The 18,053-nt window shown below is 55.4% G+C and carries 10 protein-coding genes, 2 tRNA genes and 3 rRNA genes; 8 read left to right on the top strand and 7 right to left on the bottom strand.

Annotated elements, in window-relative coordinates:
- Nucleotides 1–28 precede the first annotated feature (28 nt).
- The gene (locus tag NUW46_RS07940; RefSeq protein ID WP_136629583.1) at nt 29–220 is read right to left on the bottom strand and encodes a hypothetical protein; all 192 of its coding nucleotides are present in this window, start codon (nt 218–220) and stop codon (nt 29–31) included.
- Between the two features lie 63 nt (nt 221–283).
- Entirely contained in the window at nt 284–865 is a 582-nt protein-coding gene (smrA, locus tag NUW46_RS07935; protein ID WP_069184675.1) for a DNA endonuclease SmrA, read from the bottom strand.
- A 170-nt stretch (nt 866–1,035) separates the two neighbouring features.
- Here smrA and NUW46_RS07930 point away from each other — a divergent pair, with 170 nt between their 5' ends.
- The 8 genes from NUW46_RS07930 to NUW46_RS07895 all read left to right on the top strand — a co-directional run bounded on the left by NUW46_RS07930 (nt 1,036) and on the right by NUW46_RS07895 (nt 12,416).
- Entirely contained in the window at nt 1,036–2,955 is a 1,920-nt protein-coding gene (locus tag NUW46_RS07930; RefSeq protein ID WP_222464208.1) for a putative nucleotidyltransferase substrate binding domain-containing protein, read from the top strand.
- 16 nt (nt 2,956–2,971) lie between these two features.
- Complete coding sequence (locus tag NUW46_RS07925; protein WP_069184507.1) at nt 2,972–3,679, top strand: PolC-type DNA polymerase III; 708 nt, start codon at nt 2,972–2,974, stop codon at nt 3,677–3,679.
- A gap of 213 nt (nt 3,680–3,892) precedes the next feature.
- On the top strand, nt 3,893–4,156 hold the full coding sequence (locus tag NUW46_RS07920) for a DUF4212 domain-containing protein (RefSeq protein WP_069184506.1): 264 nt from the start codon (nt 3,893–3,895) through the stop codon (nt 4,154–4,156).
- Between the two features lie 6 nt (nt 4,157–4,162).
- Complete coding sequence (locus NUW46_RS07915; protein ID WP_222464207.1) at nt 4,163–5,929, top strand: sodium:solute symporter family protein; 1,767 nt, start codon at nt 4,163–4,165, stop codon at nt 5,927–5,929.
- A 97-nt stretch (nt 5,930–6,026) separates the two neighbouring features.
- Entirely contained in the window at nt 6,027–6,533 is a 507-nt protein-coding gene (locus tag NUW46_RS07910; RefSeq protein WP_069184504.1) for a hypothetical protein, read from the top strand.
- A gap of 53 nt (nt 6,534–6,586) precedes the next feature.
- A complete protein-coding gene (locus NUW46_RS07905) occupies nt 6,587–10,105 on the top strand; it encodes a PAS domain-containing hybrid sensor histidine kinase/response regulator (protein ID WP_418141795.1) in 3,519 nt (1,172 codons plus the stop codon).
- On the top strand, nt 10,102–11,739 hold the full coding sequence (locus tag NUW46_RS07900) for a tetratricopeptide repeat protein (protein ID WP_418141794.1): 1,638 nt from the start codon (nt 10,102–10,104) through the stop codon (nt 11,737–11,739). Before NUW46_RS07905 ends, NUW46_RS07900 begins: the two co-directional genes overlap by 4 nt.
- Nucleotides 11,736–12,416 carry a sensor histidine kinase gene (locus NUW46_RS07895; protein ID WP_209398178.1) on the top strand — a complete coding sequence of 227 codons (681 nt, stop codon included), beginning with the start codon at nt 11,736–11,738 and terminating at the stop codon, nt 12,414–12,416. The genes NUW46_RS07900 and NUW46_RS07895 overlap by 4 nt, the downstream gene beginning before the upstream one ends.
- 215 nt (nt 12,417–12,631) lie before the next feature.
- On the opposite strand, the gene rrf is transcribed toward NUW46_RS07895, so the two are convergent.
- The 5 genes from rrf to NUW46_RS07870 all read right to left on the bottom strand — a co-directional run bounded on the left by rrf (nt 12,632) and on the right by NUW46_RS07870 (nt 17,933).
- Nucleotides 12,632–12,746: ribosomal RNA gene (rrf, locus tag NUW46_RS07890) — 5S ribosomal RNA — on the bottom strand.
- Between the two features lie 99 nt (nt 12,747–12,845).
- A 23S ribosomal RNA gene (locus tag NUW46_RS07885) occupies nt 12,846–15,737 on the bottom strand.
- Between the two features lie 316 nt (nt 15,738–16,053).
- Nucleotides 16,054–16,129: transfer RNA gene (locus NUW46_RS07880), tRNA-Ala, on the bottom strand.
- Nucleotides 16,130–16,225: 96 nt separating this feature from the next.
- Nucleotides 16,226–16,302: transfer RNA gene (locus NUW46_RS07875), tRNA-Ile, on the bottom strand.
- Between the two features lie 91 nt (nt 16,303–16,393).
- Nucleotides 16,394–17,933, bottom strand: a 16S ribosomal RNA gene (locus tag NUW46_RS07870).
- Together the 16S, 23S and 5S rRNA genes with 2 tRNA genes alongside form the textbook arrangement of a ribosomal RNA operon.
- Nucleotides 17,934–18,053 lie beyond the last annotated feature (120 nt).

The raw sequence follows: 18,053 nt of genomic DNA, 5'->3' as shown, positions 1-18,053 counted from the left end.
GCCCCGGCCTGCGGCAGATGCTCAGGGTTTATTTGACGATTTCCTCGCCATCCTTGTTAACCCAGATCTTGCGTTCACCAGATTCCATCTTGCCGTTGGAGTTCCAGACTTCGCGATCCGTAGTGGCTTCTTCAACTTTACCGTTGTCGTTCCAGATCACTCGATCCTTGCAACCCGCCAGCGCCAGCACGGCCAATACAGCTACTGCAACTTTTTTCACGACGATAACCTCCGCTCAGCCGCCATGGCGGCTCTGATTTAAGGGTGTCTGGGATCGGAGCCGCTAACGGCTTCCGTGGATTTCACGATTATGCTGCTTGTCCCGGTCACTTTTTCGCACCATGACATAAACCGCACCGGTACCACCATGGTGTTTTTGGGCCGAATGAAACGCCAGGACATCGTCCAGCTCCGGTAGCCACTTGGCGAGGTAGCTCTTGAGTTGGGCAATTCCATCGGGATTGCGCTCGCCCTTGCCATGCAGAATGATGACCGAACGCAATCCGTAGCGGACACAATCGCCAATAAACCTGAAAACTTCACGCCGGGACTGCTCAACGGTCATCCGGTGCAGATCGAGGCGCGCCTCGATCGGATACTGCCCGAGCCTGAGCTTGCGGAACACGCCGTGCTGAACGCCCGGCCGCTGCCAGCTCAATACATCGTGAGCCGTGAGCGGTTCCACCATGTCGGATGTCAACGGGTTGGTATCCCGCAACGGTTTCTCCACGGCCGCCCTCTGGCGCTCCAGATGGCCGGGCGTCAGTTCACGGGGCGTTGTTACCTCTGCCCGGTTGGGCTTAGGGATACGCCGGACGTCTTTCATTTCCTCGAGGAAGCTGAGGCGCTCTTCTTTGGTTGTCATGGCATTACAGTTAATAACCAGTTTCAGATACTGACTTTACCACCCGGGTCAGTGGCCTTAAAGAAAACTGATCTATGTCAGGCTTCCTGCGACCAAAATCGTAAGGCGACGAACGCTTTGGCTACACTACACTTCAGACGGACAATAATAACCAGCGAGTGACGACGGACATGGCCTCAGCGAACCCGGAAAATGATCGCCCCCAGAACATCCGAGCAATAATGACGTTTCTGCGGGAACATGCGCCCTTTTCCAGCATGGATGATGCGCATCTGGCGCATTTCGCCGAGAATGCCTCCATTCAGTTTTACGCCGATGGCGACGTTGTCCTCTCTCCGGACCATGACGTCGTAAAACGATTCTACGTAGTCAAACAAGGGCGGATTCGTGGCGAGCGCCACAACGATAAGGAAGACCGCACCGAAACGACCTTCGAAATCAGCCAGGGTGAGTGTTTTCCTCTGGCCGCCATGATCGGCGAGCGGCCAACCAGAACCCTGCACCGGGCATCGGGCGATACCTTCTGCCTCAGTATCGGGCAGGCGGCCTTCGTTACCCTGTTTTCTGAAAGTGAACCCTTTAGGGATTTCTGCCTGCGAGGCGTCAGTAGCCTGCTTGATCAGGTGAACCGGCGCATCCAGTCGAGCGCCATGGCTTCGATGGGTTCCAGTACCTCCCTGGACACCCCGCTGGAACGTTATGCATTGCGAAATCCCATTGTGTGCTCGCCGGACCTTCCAGTGCGCAAGGCCGTGGCGCGTATGCACGAGAACAATGTCGGCAGCATTATCATTACCGATGAAAACCGCATCCCGACCGGCATTTTCACACTGCGGGACCTTCGGACCATGATCGCCGAGGGCACCGGCCCGCTGGACACACCCATCCGACAGGTCATGACCAAGGATCCCTGCTGCCTGCCCTCCCATGCGGATGCATTCGAAGCCGCCATGCTGATGGCGGAGCACCATTTTGCCCATTTGTGCGTCATCGACGACGACCACAAGCTGATTGGCGTAGTTTCGGAACGGGACCTGTTCTCCCTGCAGCGGGTGGATCTGGTTAACCTTGCTCGCACCATCGGCACCGCCACCCACCTTCGTACCCTGGTGAGCCTGCGAGCGGACGTCTCCCGCCTGGTGGATGCCATGCTTGCCCACGGCGCTGACTCCGGGCAAGTGGTCAAGATCATCACGACACTCAACGATGTTACTGTCCGTCGGGTCCTGGAACTGAACATCAAGAAACACGACCCCGGCATTCCCTTTACCTGGCTGACATTCGGCAGCGAGGGTCGACAGGAGCAGACTCTGTTGACGGACCAGGACAATGGCATCCTGTTCCAGACGCCCGAAGGCATGACCGAAGAACAGGTCCGGGAAAAGCTGCTGCCGTTTGCCCGGAGGGTTAACGACGAACTGGCCGAGTGCGGCTTCACCCTGTGCAAAGGCAACATCATGGCCAGCAATCCGAAACTGTGTCTGAGCGACAGGGAATGGGACGACTGGTTTATCCGCTTTATTGACGCATCCACGCCCCAAAACCTGGTTTATTCCTCGATTTTCCTGGATATGAGAGCCATCTATGGGCCGACAGAGCCTCTGGATGCCCTTCTGGATAAAGTTCTTGCACGGATCCGGAAAAACGCCCTGTTCCAGAAAATGCTTGCCGGCAACGCCTTCCAGCGCAAGCCACCGCTGACCATGTTCCGCAACTTCCGCTACCTGTCGGATGAAGGCAACAAGCATTCACTGGACCTTAAACGCCAGGGCCTGGCGCCATTTGTTGAAGCTGTTCGGGTCTTTGCCCTGGCGAATGGCGTTGAGACGGCAAACACCCTGGAACGAATGGATGAACTGGCCAAAAAAGGCATCTTCGACCCGAAAGATGCCAACGCCTGGAAAGAAGCCTATAGCCTGATCCAGGCGATCCGGATGCGGGCGCACCAGGAAATGCTGGCAAAGGACCAGGAGCTGACCAACTATATTGATCCCGACGATCTGAACCCGCTCGACCGCCGGATTCTGCGGGAATCCTTCAGGCAGGCTCAGCGGTTGCAGCAGAAGCTCGAAGTGACCTACCAACTCTGACCTTCAGGCGCGAGACATGCTGGAACAAATCAAACAATGGATTGAGCATCGGCGGGGCGGGAAGATCGGCAGCCACGATCCTGGCAATCTGCCCCACGCGAAAACACCGGGAGAACAGCTCCTCACGGATTGCCGTCTGATTGTGCTCGATCTGGAAACCACGGGGCTGAATGCCGCCAAGGATGAAGTCATTGCTATCGGAGCGGTAGCTATCAGGGGCGGCATCATCCACCTCGGCGACCAGTTCGACCTGATCCTCAGGCGGCCAGAGCTCGACATCAGGGAAACGGTGCTTATTCACGGAATCGGGCCGGAAGCTCTGACCCAGGGGCACGAAATCGAGGACGCCCTGCTTTACCTTCTCGAGTGGATGAATGGCGACCCGATTCTGGCCTACCACTCGGCGTTCGACCAGAAATTTCTGGAGAAGACATTGAAGGCTCAGCTGGGATACACCCAGCCCCACACCTGGATGGATGTCGCAGACTTGATGCCTGCGTTTTTCCCCAACACGAAAACCGGTGGCAAGGGGCTCGACAATTGGGCGGATTATTTCGGCCTTGAAGTCAGCGAACGACACCACGCTGCCTCGGACGCTCTTGCCACCGCCGAGCTCACCCTGATAGCCCTGAATAAGGCCCGCACCGAGGGCGTAAAAACCCTGAAGGGATTGCACGACAAGCTTCATTACCATCGGCGTCTGCAAAACATGCATCGTTACTGAATGGATGCTGGCCCAGACGTCTCGAAAATAGACGGACGTCACGCCAAATTACTGAGAATTAGACCTTTTGCCAATATCTATAAATCGCTTGACCAGTAAAGTCAGTAGGGACAACTAGTCGGAGAAGTACTTATATGAATAATAAATTCTCTAACAGAAGTGCCTCACCAAAAACCCACCCAACCTCCACAACAACAACACAGGAGTGATCCTATGTCAGGTCATAGCTACGACGCTGAAGCCTACTGGAAGGCGAATCTACGCCTGATATTCGGGAGCCTGATCGTCTGGGCCCTGGTATCTTACGGCTTTGCAATTCTGCTCCGTCCAATGCTCGCGGGCATTCCGATTGGTGGTACCGATCTGGGCTTCTGGTTCGCCCAGCAAGGTTCCATCCTCACGTTCATCGCTCTGATCTTCCACTACGCGTGGCGCATGAACAAGATCGATGAAAAATTCGGCGTGCACGAGGAGTAAGAACGAATGAGTCAATTTGCCATTAACATCATGTTTGTAGGGGGCTCCTTCCTCCTCTACATCGCTATCGCTATCTGGGCCAAGGCCGGAAGCACGAGTGACTTCTACGTTGCCGGTGGCGGCGTTCACCCGATCACCAACGGCGCAGCAATCGGCGCCGACTGGATGTCCGCGGCTTCGTTTATCTCCATGGCAGGTCTGATCGCTGCCGGTGGCTACGCCAACTCCACCTTCCTCATGGGCTGGACTGGCGGTTACGTTCTGCTGGCGATGCTGCTGGCTCCGTACCTGCGGAAGTTCGGCAAGTTCACCGTGCCCGAGTTCATCGGTGACCGTTTCTACAGCAAGAATGCCCGCCTGGTGGCGGTTATCTGTCTGATCGTAGCGTCTGTAACCTACGTAATCGGCCAGATGGCTGGTGCCGGTGTTGCCTTCTCCCGCTTCCTCGAAGTGGACTCCACCGTAGGTCTGATGATCGCGGCAGTGGTGGTATTCGTCTACGCGGTAATGGGCGGCATGAAGGGCATCACCTACACCCAGGTGGCCCAGTACTGCGTACTGATCATTGCCTACACCATTCCTGCGGTGTTCATCTCCCTGCAACTGACTGGCAATCCGCTTCCCCCGCTGGGTCTGTTCTCGACTCACGTGGATTCCGGCATGCCGATCCTCGACAAGCTGAACCAGGTTATCACTGACCTCGGCTTCAACGAGTACACCGCCGATATCGACAACAAGCTGAACATGGTTCTGTTCACCCTGTCGCTGATGATCGGTACTGCAGGTCTGCCCCACGTTATCATCCGCTTCTTCACCGTACCGAAGGTGGCTGACGCGCGCTGGTCTGCCGGCTGGGCCCTGGTATTCATCGCCCTGCTGTACCTGACTGCACCAGCTGTTGCTTCCATGGCTCGTCTGAACCTGATGACCACCATCTATCCGGACGGCACCGCTGCGGAGCCAATTCAGTACGACGAGCGTCCAAACTGGATCAAGGAATGGGAAATCACGGGTCTTATCCAGTTCACCGACAAGAACGAAGATGGTCGTATCCAGCTCTACAACGACAGCGAAGCCTTCGCGCCTACGGCTGAAGCCCGCGGCTGGAACGGCAACGAGCTCGTCGTTAACCGGGATATCCTGGTACTGGCCAACCCGGAAATCGCCAACCTGCCCGGCTGGGTCATCGGTCTGATCGCAGCAGGTGGTCTGGCAGCAGCACTGTCCACAGCGGCCGGTCTGTTGCTCGCGATTTCCTCGGCGGTCAGTCACGACCTGATCAAAGGTTCCATTAACCCGGCGATCACGGAGAAAGGCGAGCTGTTGGCGGCGCGGATATCCATGGCGGTCGCAATCGTTGTTGCCACCTACCTTGGGGCCAACCCTCCAGGCTTTGCGGCGCAGGTGGTTGCACTTGCATTCGGCATCGCGGCAGCTTCCCTGTTCCCGGCGCTGATGATGGGTATCTTCTCCAAGCGCGTGAACAACAAAGGCGCCATCGCCGGCATGCTGACCGGTCTGGCCTTCACCCTGGTATACATCTTTGTTTACAAGGGCTGGTTGTTCATTCCGGGCACTAACAACCTGGCAGACACTCCAGAAAACTGGGTGCTGGGCATCTCCCCGCTGTCTATCGGTGCGGTTGGTGCAATCGTCAACTTTGCGGTAGCCTTCGTTGTATCCAACGCAACTGAAGAACCGCCCGTTGAGATTCAGGAACTGGTTGAAAGCGTCCGTTACCCACGTGGTGCCGGTCAGGCTCAAGACCACTAAGCAACATCTCAGCCTGCTTCGTTCGATGAACTGACAGGTTGATACTGAACGGGCTTCCTCAATGAGGGAGCCCGTTCTTTTTTGAGGAAGTCATTTTATGTTCTGGACATTTGTCGCCACTGTATTTTGCGGCCTCGGCACTGCCGGTATCGCTCTTGGTATCCGTGCTGCCACCCGAAACAAAGCCCCGAAGTGGATTATCCCGGTGTTTGCCGGCGCGGGCATGCTCGGCTATCTGATTTATATGGAATACACCTGGTTCGATCAGAAAGAGGCCCGTCTGCCCGCAGAAGCCGTCATTGTGAATACCGAAACCGATGGCATCCTGTGGCGCCCCTGGACCTTCGTTTTTCCCTATGTCACTGCATTCTCGACAGTCGATACCAAAAGCATCAGTCGTGACACAAACAGCGAAGATATTGTTCGGTTTACCCTGTACCGCTTCGAGCAGAAAATGACCGATGCCGTGTCCCACCGCATTCACATCATTAACTGTGCTACCCGGGAACTGGTACCACTGGGTTCTGACGGAAGCCCTCGAGTGGACAACCTGAAGCTGCTTGAACCCGGAGACACCCTGTATAAGACCGTTTGCGCAGAGTGATACCTCGTTAGCGTGATGCTTCAACCTGCTGATACCGTCGGGAACGTACAACAATGATTAGTGCCTGGCTGCTGGTCCTCATTTCCATCACCTACATCTCGATCCTGTTTGTGATCGCCTGGGCCGGCGACAAGCACCCCGGCCTGTATCGCAAACGCCTGGCACGCACCCACATATACGCACTGTCTCTGGCAGTCTACTTCACCTCCTGGACCTTCTATGGCGCCGTTGGCCGCGCCACCCAGGAGGGGCTCGGTTTTCTGCCCATCTACCTGGGCCCGCTGCTGGTGTTTGTTTTCGGCGCGCCCTTGCTACGCCGTATCATCTATATCAGCAAGCGCAATAACAGTACGTCCATTGCCGATTTCGTCGCCTCCCGTTACGGCAAATCCCAGCTACTGGCTGCAATGATTTCGACATTCGCCCTGATCGGCAGCGTCCCCTACATAGCCTTGCAGCTTAAAGCCATTGCCATGGGCTTCAACGTGCTTTCGGAAACGGGCACCGGCTATGAGGAACTGAGCACTGCGGCCTGGAACGATTCCGCCTGGTACATCACTCTCGCCCTGGCAGTATTTACCGTCCTGTTCGGAACCCGCCATCTGGAGTCCACCGAGCATCACCGGGGCATGATCCAGGCCGTGGCCTTCGAGTCACTGATCAAACTCGTGGCCTTCGTCGCCGTCGGACTGTTCGTTGGCTATGGCCTCTACGGCGGATTCGGAGACCTGTTTGAGCGGGCGAAAGACGCAGATCTGATTGGCACCCTGACTACCGACGGCATTGAAGCGCCAGCGTTTATAACCCAGACGCTCATTGCCATGCTCGCCATCATCTGCCTGCCCCGGCAGTTTCATGTCATGGTGGTCGAAAATACCGACCATCGGGATTTCGAGATTGCACGCTGGGCCATGCCCATCTACCTGATCGTAGCCAGCGCATTTGTACTCCCGATTGCAGCCGCCGGACTGTTGTCGCCCGAGGCCTCAGCCGGCAACCCTGACGTTCTGATACTGCAGCTGCCGATCATGGCCGGCGAGGAATGGCTGGCGATACTCGCGTTCCTCGGTGGCGGCTCGGCCGCAGCCGCCATGGTTATCGTATGCTCAGTGGCCATCGCCACCATGGTCAGTAACGAAATCATCATGCCGGCGCTGCTGAAGTTTTTCCGGCCGGGCATGAACCGACGCACAGATCTCAGTTACCTGCTGTTGAGTATCCGACGTGTCGCCATCTTCGTGGTATTGCTCACAGCCTATGGTTTTTACCGGATGGCTGGTGAAGATTACAGCCTGACAGCCTTCGGCCTGCTCTCGTTTGCGGCGGCAGCACAATTTGGACCTGCGCTGGTGGGCGGTATTATCTGGCGCCGGGGTAATTACATGGGCGCCGTCTGGGGCCTGGGCCTCGGCTTCCTGATGTGGTGCTACACCCTGCTACTGCCGGCGCTCGCCACCACGGGATGGGTCAACGACACCCTGGTTCAGCAGGGAATCCTGGGGTTGAACTGGACTCGGCCTACTGCACTGTTCGGGTCCGAGCTGGACCAGACAAGCCACGGCATTATCTGGAGTTTGGGGATCAACACGGTCGTGTACATCGTGCTCTCAATGCTCACTCGCCAGCGCGTCCGCGAAAAAATCCAGATTGCTTCTTTCTTTCACGATCCACAACCCAAGGCCGAAACGGCCCAACACCAGAGCTGGCAAGGTGAGATACTGACGTCCGACCTGCAGGCCCTTACGGACCGGTTCATGGGTGAAGAGCGCTCGGAAACCATTTTCCGGAATTACGAGCGCCGCAATGCCATTCGCCTGCACCCACACCGCCCGGCGTCCGCCCATCTGATGAAATACATCGAGCGCCAGTTGGCTTCGGTGATTGGCGCCTCTACGGCCAGAGTGGTCCTGGAATCCACCCTCACCGGCCGGGACATGCAGATCGAGGACGTTGTCAGCATTGTCGATGAAGCCTCCCAGGCCATGACTTTCAGCCGTGAGCTGCTGCAGTCGGCCATTGAGAACATCAGCCTGGGCGTGTCAGTGGTGAACCATCAGCAACAACTGGTGGTCTGGAACCATCGTTACCTGGAGCTGTTTACCTATCCGAAAGGCTTCGTCAGGGTCGGACGCCCAGTCGAAGATCTGATGCGTTACAACCTGACCAACGCCAACCTCTCTGCCCGCAGGATTGATGAAATCGTGGCTGACCGCTGCACCAGCATGCGCGAGGGTCGGCCAATGTCCTATGAGCGCCAGAGGCCCGATGGCACCGTTTTGCGCATTGATGGCAGTCCGATCCCCGGGGGTGGCTATGTCACGACCTTCCAGGATATTACCGCCATGCGTCGAACCGAGCAGGCCCTGAAGGAAACGAACATTTACCTGGAACAGCGGGTAAAGGAACGTACCCAGGAGCTCCAGGTCATCAATGAGCAGATGCTGAAAGCCAAATCGGTGGCCGAGCAGGCGAACCAGAGCAAGACACGCTTCCTGGCTTCAGCCAGCCACGACCTGCTCCAGCCCCTGAACGCAGCCAGACTGTTTACCTCTGCCCTCGCCGGGAAAGCAGATGACGGTGAGATGAAAGATCTGGTAGACCACATCGACAGTTCCCTGGGGGCCGCCGAAGAAATCATCAGCACCCTGCTGGATATTTCCAAGCTGGATGCAGGTGCCCTGGAGCCAAACATCGGGGTCTTCCCCGTCAACGACATCATGCGCCATCTGGCAACCGATTTTTCCGCCATCGCCAAGGACCAGAACCTGGAGCTGCACGTTGTACCCAGCACGGTCTGGATCCGATCGGATGCCAAACTCCTGCGTCGCGTGGTCCAGAATTTCCTTTCCAATGCCATACGCTACACACCAGAAGGCAAGATCCTCCTGGGATGCCGTCGCCTGAAAGGCTATATCCGGATAGAGGTCTGGGACACCGGTCCTGGCATACCCGAGGATCAACTGACCCATATCTTCGAGGAGTTCCGTCGGTTTCAGCATGGCCGGGACAAAAAAGGCCTGGGCCTCGGTCTTGCGATCGTCGATCGTATCAGCGGTATGCTGAACCACCCGGTCAGCGTCCATTCTGTCCAGGGTCGCGGTAGCGTCTTTGGGATAACGGTACCAACAGCTGCGCCCGAGCAGAACGAAGCCGCAGCTGCGAAGCCCGCTGCAGGCTCCCGGAGAGTCTCAAACCTCGGGGGACTGCATTTCCTGTGTATCGATAACGACCCGGCCATACTGCAGGGAATGGTGGCGCTACTGGGCAATTGGAAGTGTGATGTGACCGCGGCGGAAAGTCTGGAAGATGCCATGGCAAAACTGGAAGGGGAAAGCCCGGATATTATACTTGCCGATTATCAACTGGACGAAAACAAGAATGGCCTCGACGCCATGGACAGCATTCGTGGTGCGTTGAACGCGGACATCCCTGGAATACTCATCACCGGCTATATGGCGCCTGAAGTGCGGGAAGATGCCATAGACCGGGGTTACCAGATTCTTTACAAACCGGTGAAACCTGCTGCACTGAGGGCACTGGTTAACAAGCTACTCAAACAGAAGCGCTCATGACCGATTCCAAAGCTGACTTCAACCCGTTCGGCAAGCTCACCTATCTGGTTATTGATGACTTCGAGAATTTCCGGTTGTCCATGCGCCAGATGCTTCGCAGCTGCGGTGCCGACAAAATTGAACTGGTAGCCCATGCCAATCAGGCGATTCAGTACTGTACCTACAATCACGTAGATGTCGTGTTGTGTGACTTTAATCTTGGCGAAGGCAAGAACGGCCAGCACATACTGGAGGAGCTTCGGCATAAAAAACTTCTCAAGCGCTCGTCTCTCTTCCTGATGGTGACTGCCGAAACGTCCAAGGAAATGGTCATGGGAGCGAGGGAATATCAACCCGACGCTTACCTAACCAAACCGATCAATCGGGCCGTACTGGAAAAGCGTCTGGGCGCCCTGATCAGCCAGCGCAACATCCTCCTGCCCATTAACCGGGAAATCGACCGGGAGAACTACCCGGAGGCTATTTCACTATGCCTCCAGGCACTGCCGCGGCAGCCTCGTTACAAGACCTGGCTTATGAAAACCCTGGGCGACCTGTATTTCCAGCTGGGCGACCTGGCTCACGCACTCAAGATCTACGATGACGTCCTGGCACAACGTGAGCTTTCCTGGGCAAAGCTCGGGCGGTGCAAGGTTCTGCTTGCCAAACGAAGTCTCGACGAGGCGGTAGACGGCCTCAGAGACCTTCTGACAAAGCATCCGGACTACATGGAGGCGTATGACCTGCTCGCAGAGGGGCTGGAACGACAGGGGCGTCCTACACAGGCACAGCAAGTGCTCGAAAAAGCCGCCGAGCATTCCCCCAATGCGCTGCTTCGGCAGAAGCATCTTGCCGAACTGGCAGGTTCAAACCAGGACATGGACACGGCCTCAGATGCATGGCGTCGAACCGTTGAGCTGGGGACCTACTCGATACATGACAAATCCGAACACTACCTTGCACTGGGCCAGACACTCTCGGACCTGAGTGAAGGCGACCTCGACGAGGATGGTGCGGAAAAGGCCAAAGAAGCGCTGGCGGTACTCAAAAAAATGGAAAAGCGATTCGATGGCGAGGAAGGTATCGGTCTACGCAGCCGCATCGTACAGTGCCGGATTTACGCAGGCCAGGGACAGGATCGACAGGCTGCGAAGATTCTCGAGAGTATCAGGCCGGAGCTCCAGGATACCACTGTACTGGATGCCAGAACGGGGCTTGATTACGCCAAAACCCTGTTTCGCCTGGGGCATGAATCCGATGCGAAACAGTTGCTGGCCGAGATGTCCGAACTCTTCAGCAACGATCCTGAAACTCTCCAGAAGATTGAAAGCCTTCTGGATGAACCCGTGGGATTCCGCCAGAAGATCAAGGCCAGAGCCCTGAACCGGGATGGCATCAAAGCCTTCGAATCCGGAAACCTGCAAGAAGCAGCAGAAACGTTTTCAAAGGCTCTGGAGATCGTGCCTGATCACGCAGCCCTGAACCTTAACCTGGTTCAGGTACTGATGAAGGAACACGACAATAACCCGACCAGCACTGAGCTCCTCAAGCGCTGTCAGTCCTGCCTTGATCGGTTATCAGGACTACCCGAGCAACATCGCCAACATAGGCGTTATATCGCCTTAAAACGCAAGCTGAAGGGACTGATGGAATGAACGACCAGAATATCGATTTTTCAATGGTACTCGCCTCAGCCGTTCACGATATGAAGAACTCGCTAGGCATGCTCCTGAACTCCCTGGACGAACTTCGCACCGAACACGAGGAAAACCTGGGGGAATCTGCACGTTTCAATACTCTTCAGTACGAAGCCGAAAGGATGCACAACGATCTGGTGCAACTTCTCGGCATCTACCGCCTTGGCGAGAACAACCTCTCCGCGCACATTGAGGAACACTTTGTGCCGGATTTCCTGACCGAACACCTGGCACGACACACACCTCTGCTTAAGGGCCTCGGCATTGATGTTTCGATAGAGGCTGAAGACATAAACGGCTTTTTCGACGAGGACCTTCTGACCGGCGTGTTAAATAACACCATTAACAACGCTATACGCTACACGCGAAGCAAAATCCTGCTTACAGCTGGTGAAAGAGATGGATATCTGGTGATTGGTGTTGAAGACGACGGGAAAGGCTATCCGGAGAGTATGCAACATACCGGCACCCTGAACTTCAAATCGCTTGATTTCAAAAGTGGCAGCACCAGCCTTGGGCTGTTTTTCGCCTCCTCCGTCGCCAAACTGCACAGTGAGGGAGAGAGAAGTGGGTCTATAAAGCTCCACAACGGTGGGAGCCTGGGTGGTGGGGTATTTGAGATTTGGTTGCCTTGATTTTGCTTTGTCGGGATCTTTTCCCATACCGCAGGCAGCGCGTTGCGCTGCAACGATGACCCGGGCCACCCCGAGACGGGGTGCCCGTCCTTACCTGAGCGAGCGATGCTCGCTCTGCCTTCGGCACCGGTGCGGACACTCCCGTAGGTCATCTCTTTCTTGCAGCTAATAAAAAACCCCAGCACCTTCCGGTGCTGGGGTTTTTGGTATTAGGAGCCTGACGATGACCTACTCTCACATGGGCAACGCCACACTACCATCGGCGCTGGTCTGTTTCACTTCTGAGTTCGGGATGGGATCAGGTGGTTCCAGACCGCTATGGTCGTCAGGCAAAACGGTTGATCACTGGGGGACGGGATAGAACTGAGTGATGTTGATTTCGTTTGAGCGGTTAGGCTCTGCGTTATCCGCAATTGTCTTGGGTGTTATATAGTCAAGCCGCACGAGCAATTAGTATCGGTTAGCTCAACGCCTCGCAGCGCTTACACACCCGACCTATCAACGTCCTGGTCTTGAACGGCTCTTCAGGGACCTCGAGGGTCCAGGGAGATCTCATCTTGGAAGGGGCTTCCCGCTTAGATGCTTTCAGCGGTTATCCTGTCCGAACATAGCTACCGGGCAATGCGACTGGCGTCACAACCCGAACACCAGAGGTTCGTCCACTCCGGTCCTCTCGTACTAGGAGCAGCTTTCCTCAAATCTCCAACGTCCACGGCAGATAGGGACCGAACTGTCTCACGACGTTCTAAACCCAGCTCGCGTACCACTTTAAATGGCGAACAGCCATACCCTTGGGACCGGCTTCAGCCCCAGGATGTGATGAGCCGACATCGAGGTGCCAAACACCGCCGTCGATGTGAACTCTTGGGCGGTATCAGCCTGTTATCCCCGGAGTACCTTTTATCCGTTGAGCGATGGCCCTTCCATACAGAACCACCGGATCACTATGACCTACTTTCGTACCTGCTCGACGTGTCTGTCTCGCAGTTAAGCGGGCTTGTGCCATTACACTAACCGCATGATGTCCGACCATGCTTAGCCCACCTTTGTGCTCCTCCGTTACGCTTTGGGAGGAGACCGCCCCAGTCAAACTACCCACCACACAGTGTCCTCATCCCCGATAAGGGGAGCAAGTTAGAACCTCAAACATGTCAGGCTGGTATTTCAAGGTTGGCTCCATGAGAACTGGCGTTCCCACTTCAAAGCCTCCCAGCTATCCTACACAAACATGCTCAAAGTTCACTGTGAAGCTATAGTAAAGGTTCACGGGGTCTTTCCGTCTAGCCGCGGATACACCGCATCTTCACGGCGATTTCAATTTCACTGAGTCTCGGGTAGAGACAGCGCCCCCATCGTTACGCCATTCGTGCAGGTCGGAACTTACCCGACAAGGAATTTCGCTACCTTAGGACCGTTATAGTTACGGCCGCCGTTTACCGGGGCTTCGATCAAGAGCTTCGCGCAAGCGCTAACCCCATCAATTAACCTTCCGGCACCGGGCAGGCGTCACACCGTATACGTCCACTTTCGTGTTTGCACAGTGCTGTGTTTTTAATAAACAGTCGCAGGGGCCTGGTATCTTCGACTGGTCTCAGCTCCACCCGCAGGGGCTTCACTTACTGCCAGCGTGCCTTCTCCCGAAGTTACGGCACCATTTTGCCTAGTTCCTTTACCCGAGTTCTCTCAAGCGCCTTGGTATTCTCTACCTGACCACCTGTGTCGGTTTGGGGTACGGTCTCGAATAGCCTGAAGCTTAGAAGATTTTCCTGGAAGCATGGCATCAATGACTTCCCGCTCTATGAGCAGTCGTCGTCACGTCTCGGGATTGTGGACCCGGATTTGCCTAAGTCCACTCCCTACTCGCTTAAACCGGGGCAACCGTCGCCCGGCTCACCTAGCCTTCTCCGTCTCTCCATCGCAGCTATCCAAGGTACGGGAATATTAACCCGTTTCCCATCGACTACACCTTTCGGTCTCGCCTTAGGGGCCGACTCACCCTGCGCCGATTAGCGTTGCGCAGGAACCCTTGGTCTTCCGGCGTGCGGGTTTTTCACCCGCATTGTCGTTACTCATGTCAGCATTCGCACTTCTGATACCTCCAGCATGCTTCTCAACACACCTTCGCAGGCTTACAGAACGCTCCCCTACCCCGCATACAAAGTATGCAGCCGCAGCTTCGGTGACCAGTTTTAGCCCCGTTACATCTTCCGCGCAGGCCGACTCGACTAGTGAGCTATTACGCTTTCTTTAAAGGATGGCTGCTTCTAAGCCAACCTCCTAGCTGTCTGAGCCTTCCCACATCGTTTCCCACTTAACTGGTACTTGGGGACCTTAGCTGGCGGTCTGGGTTGTTTCCCTCTTCACGACGGACGTTAGCACCCGCCGTGTGTCTCCCGGATAGTACTCACAGGTATTCGGAGTTTGCATCGGGTTGGTAAGTCGGGATGACCCCCTAGCCGAAACAGTGCTCTACCCCCTGTGGTATTCGTCCGAGGCGCTACCTAAATAGCTTTCGGGGAGAACCAGCTATCTCCGGGCTTGATTAGCCTTTCACTCCGATCCACAAGTCATCCCCTGGCTTTTCAACGACAGTGGGTTCGGTCCTCCAGTGCCTGTTACGGCACCTTCAACCTGCTCATGGATAGATCGCCCGGTTTCGGGTCTATGCCCAGCGACTAAATCGCCCTATTCAGACTCGGTTTCCCTACGGCTCCCCTAAACGGTTAACCTCGCCACTGAACATAAGTCGCTGACCCATTATACAAAAGGTACGCCGTCACGGAACAAGTCCGCTCCGACTGCTTGTACGCATACGGTTTCAGGATCTATTTCACTCCCCTCACAGGGGTTCTTTTCGCCTTTCCCTCACGGTACTGGTTCACTATCGGTCAGTCAGGAGTATTTAGCCTTGGAGGATGGTCCCCCCATGTTCAGACAGGATATCACGTGTCCCGTCCTACTCGATTTCACCAGACTCAGGTTTCGGATACGGGGCTATCACCCACTATGGCGGCACTTTCCAGAGCCTTCTCCTACCAGTTGTCTAGCTTAAGGGCTAGTCCCCGTTCGCTCGCCGCTACTTAGGGAATCTCGGTTGATTTCTTTTCCTCGGGGTACTTAGATGTTTCAGTTCCCCCGGTTCGCCCCTTACACCTATGGATTCAGTGTAAGGTACCGACCCGAAAGTCGGTGGGTTTCCCCATTCAGAGATGTCCGGATCACAGCTCGTTTGCCAGCTCCCCGAACCTTATCGCAGGCTTCCACGTCTTTCATCGCCTCTGACTGCCAAGGCATCCACCGTATGCGCTTAGTTGCTTGACTATATAACCCCAAGACAACTGCGTTCCATCCATCGATAACCTGGTAAACCAGGGCATCAATAAGTGGAGACAGTTCCTTGAAGCGATATAACAACCACTTCAACGACAACACCGGATAACGCTTGAAATCGCTATCACTTTGACCACTGATTCCGGAGATAATGGAATCAGTAAGTCGTGTTCTATCTCGTCCAATTTGTTAAAGAGCAAATCTGACCCAGTGATCAGAAAGAAGATCTTCAGCCACAACTCGCAATCGAGTCACACAACTGAAAAGCTTGTTTCTGTACACTGCTAACCGAAGTTAGTCAGTAATTTGGTGGAGCTAGGCAGGATCGAACTGCCGACCTCCTGCGTGCAAGGCAGGCGCTCTCCCAGCTGAGCTATAGCCCCATAAAAGCTATTACAAGAATTATTCAGATCAAGGCATCGAAGGGCGCCGCATAGCCTGCTATGCAAGTCATTCGATAACGCCGAGCTGGATAATTCTGGTGGGTCTGGGTGGACTTGAACCACCGACCTCACCCTTATCAGGGGTGCGCTCTAACCACCTGAGCTACAGACCCAAAAACACGGGCCTGCAACGACCCATCTGCTCTCTTTATTCAGCCAACCAAGTAATTCGTGTGGACTCTGACCGAAGCTTTCGGCTTCGTTTAAGGAGGTGATCCAGCCGCAGGTTCCCCTACGGCTACCTTGTTACGACTTCACCCCAGTCATGAACCACACCGTGGTGATCGTCCTCCCGAAGGTTAGACTAACCACTTCTGGTGCAATCCACTCCCATGGTGTGACGGGCGGTGTGTACAAGGCCCGGGAACGTATTCACCGTGACATTCTGATTCACGATTACTAGCGATTCCGACTTCACGCAGTCGAGTTGCAGACTGCGATCCGGACTACGACGCGTTTTGTGAGATTGGCTCCCCCTCGCGGGTTTGCAGCCCTCTGTGCGCGCCATTGTAGCACGTGTGTAGCCCTGGCCGTAAGGGCCATGATGACCTGACGTCATCCCCACCTTCCTCCGGTTTGTCACCGGCAGTCTCCCTAGAGTTCTCAGCCGAACTGCTAGCAACTAGGGATAGGGGTTGCGCTCGTTACGGGACTTAACCCAACATCTCACGACACGAGCTGACGACGGCCATGCAGCACCTGTGTCAGAGCTCCCGAAGGCACCAATCCATCTCTGGAAAGTTCTCTGCATGTCAAGGCCAGGTAAGGTTCTTCGCGTTGCGTCGAATTAAACCACATGCTCCACCGCTTGTGCGGGCCCCCGTCAATTCATTTGAGTTTTAACCTTGCGGCCGTACTCCCCAGGCGGTCTACTTAGTGCGTTAGCTGCGCCACTAAGACTTCAAGAGTCCCAACGGCTAGTAGACATCGTTTACGGCGTGGACTACCAGGGTATCTAATCCTGTTTGCTCCCCACGCTTTCGCACCTCAGTGTCAGTATTGGTCCAGAGTGCCGCCTTCGCCACTGGTGTTCCTTCCTATATCTACGCATTTCACCGCTACACAGGAAATTCCACACTCCTCTACCATACTCTAGCCTGACAGTTCGAAATGCCGTTCCCAGGTTAAGCCCGGGGCTTTCACATCTCGCTTATCAAACCACCTACGCGCGCTTTACGCCCAGTAATTCCGATTAACGCTTGCACCCTCCGTATTACCGCGGCTGCTGGCACGGAGTTAGCCGGTGCTTCTTCTGTGAGTAACGTCAAGGCTGGCCGGTATTAACGACCAACTTTTCCTCCTCACTGAAAGTGCTTTACAACCCGAAAGCCTTCTTCACACACGCGGCATGGCTGGATCAGGGTTGCCCCCATTGTCCAATATTCCCCACTGCTGCCTCCCGTAGGAGTTCGGGCCGTGTCTCAGTCCCGATGTGGCTGATCATCCTCTCAGACCAGCTACGGATCGTCGCCTTGGTAGGCCTTTACCCCACCAACTAGCTAATCCGACATAGGCACATCCAATAGCGCAAGGTCCGAAGATCCCCTGCTTTCCCCCGAAGGGCGTACGCGGTATTAATCCGGGTTTCCCCGGGCTATCCCCCACTACTGGGCAGTTTCCTATGCATTACTCACCCGTCCGCCGCTCGTCAGCGGGGTGCAAGCACCCCCTGTTACCGCTCGACTTGCATGTGTTAAGCCTGCCGCCAGCGTTCAATCTGAGCCATGATCAAACTCTTCAGTTTAAATCATACTGAAACCCGAAGGTTTCAAAATCATGCTCAAGACAAAACTCAATTTCGACGAGTCACTGTCCTGATATTTCATATCCGAAATACCTCGGCCAGCGCCCACACGAATTACTT

The sequence above is a fragment of the Marinobacter sp. MA genome (assembly GCF_048298425.1).
Classification (GTDB): domain Bacteria; phylum Pseudomonadota; class Gammaproteobacteria; order Pseudomonadales; family Oleiphilaceae; genus Marinobacter; species Marinobacter salsuginis.
The sequence above is the reverse complement of the archived record's forward strand: the minus strand, read 5'-3'. Positions and strand labels throughout refer to the sequence as shown.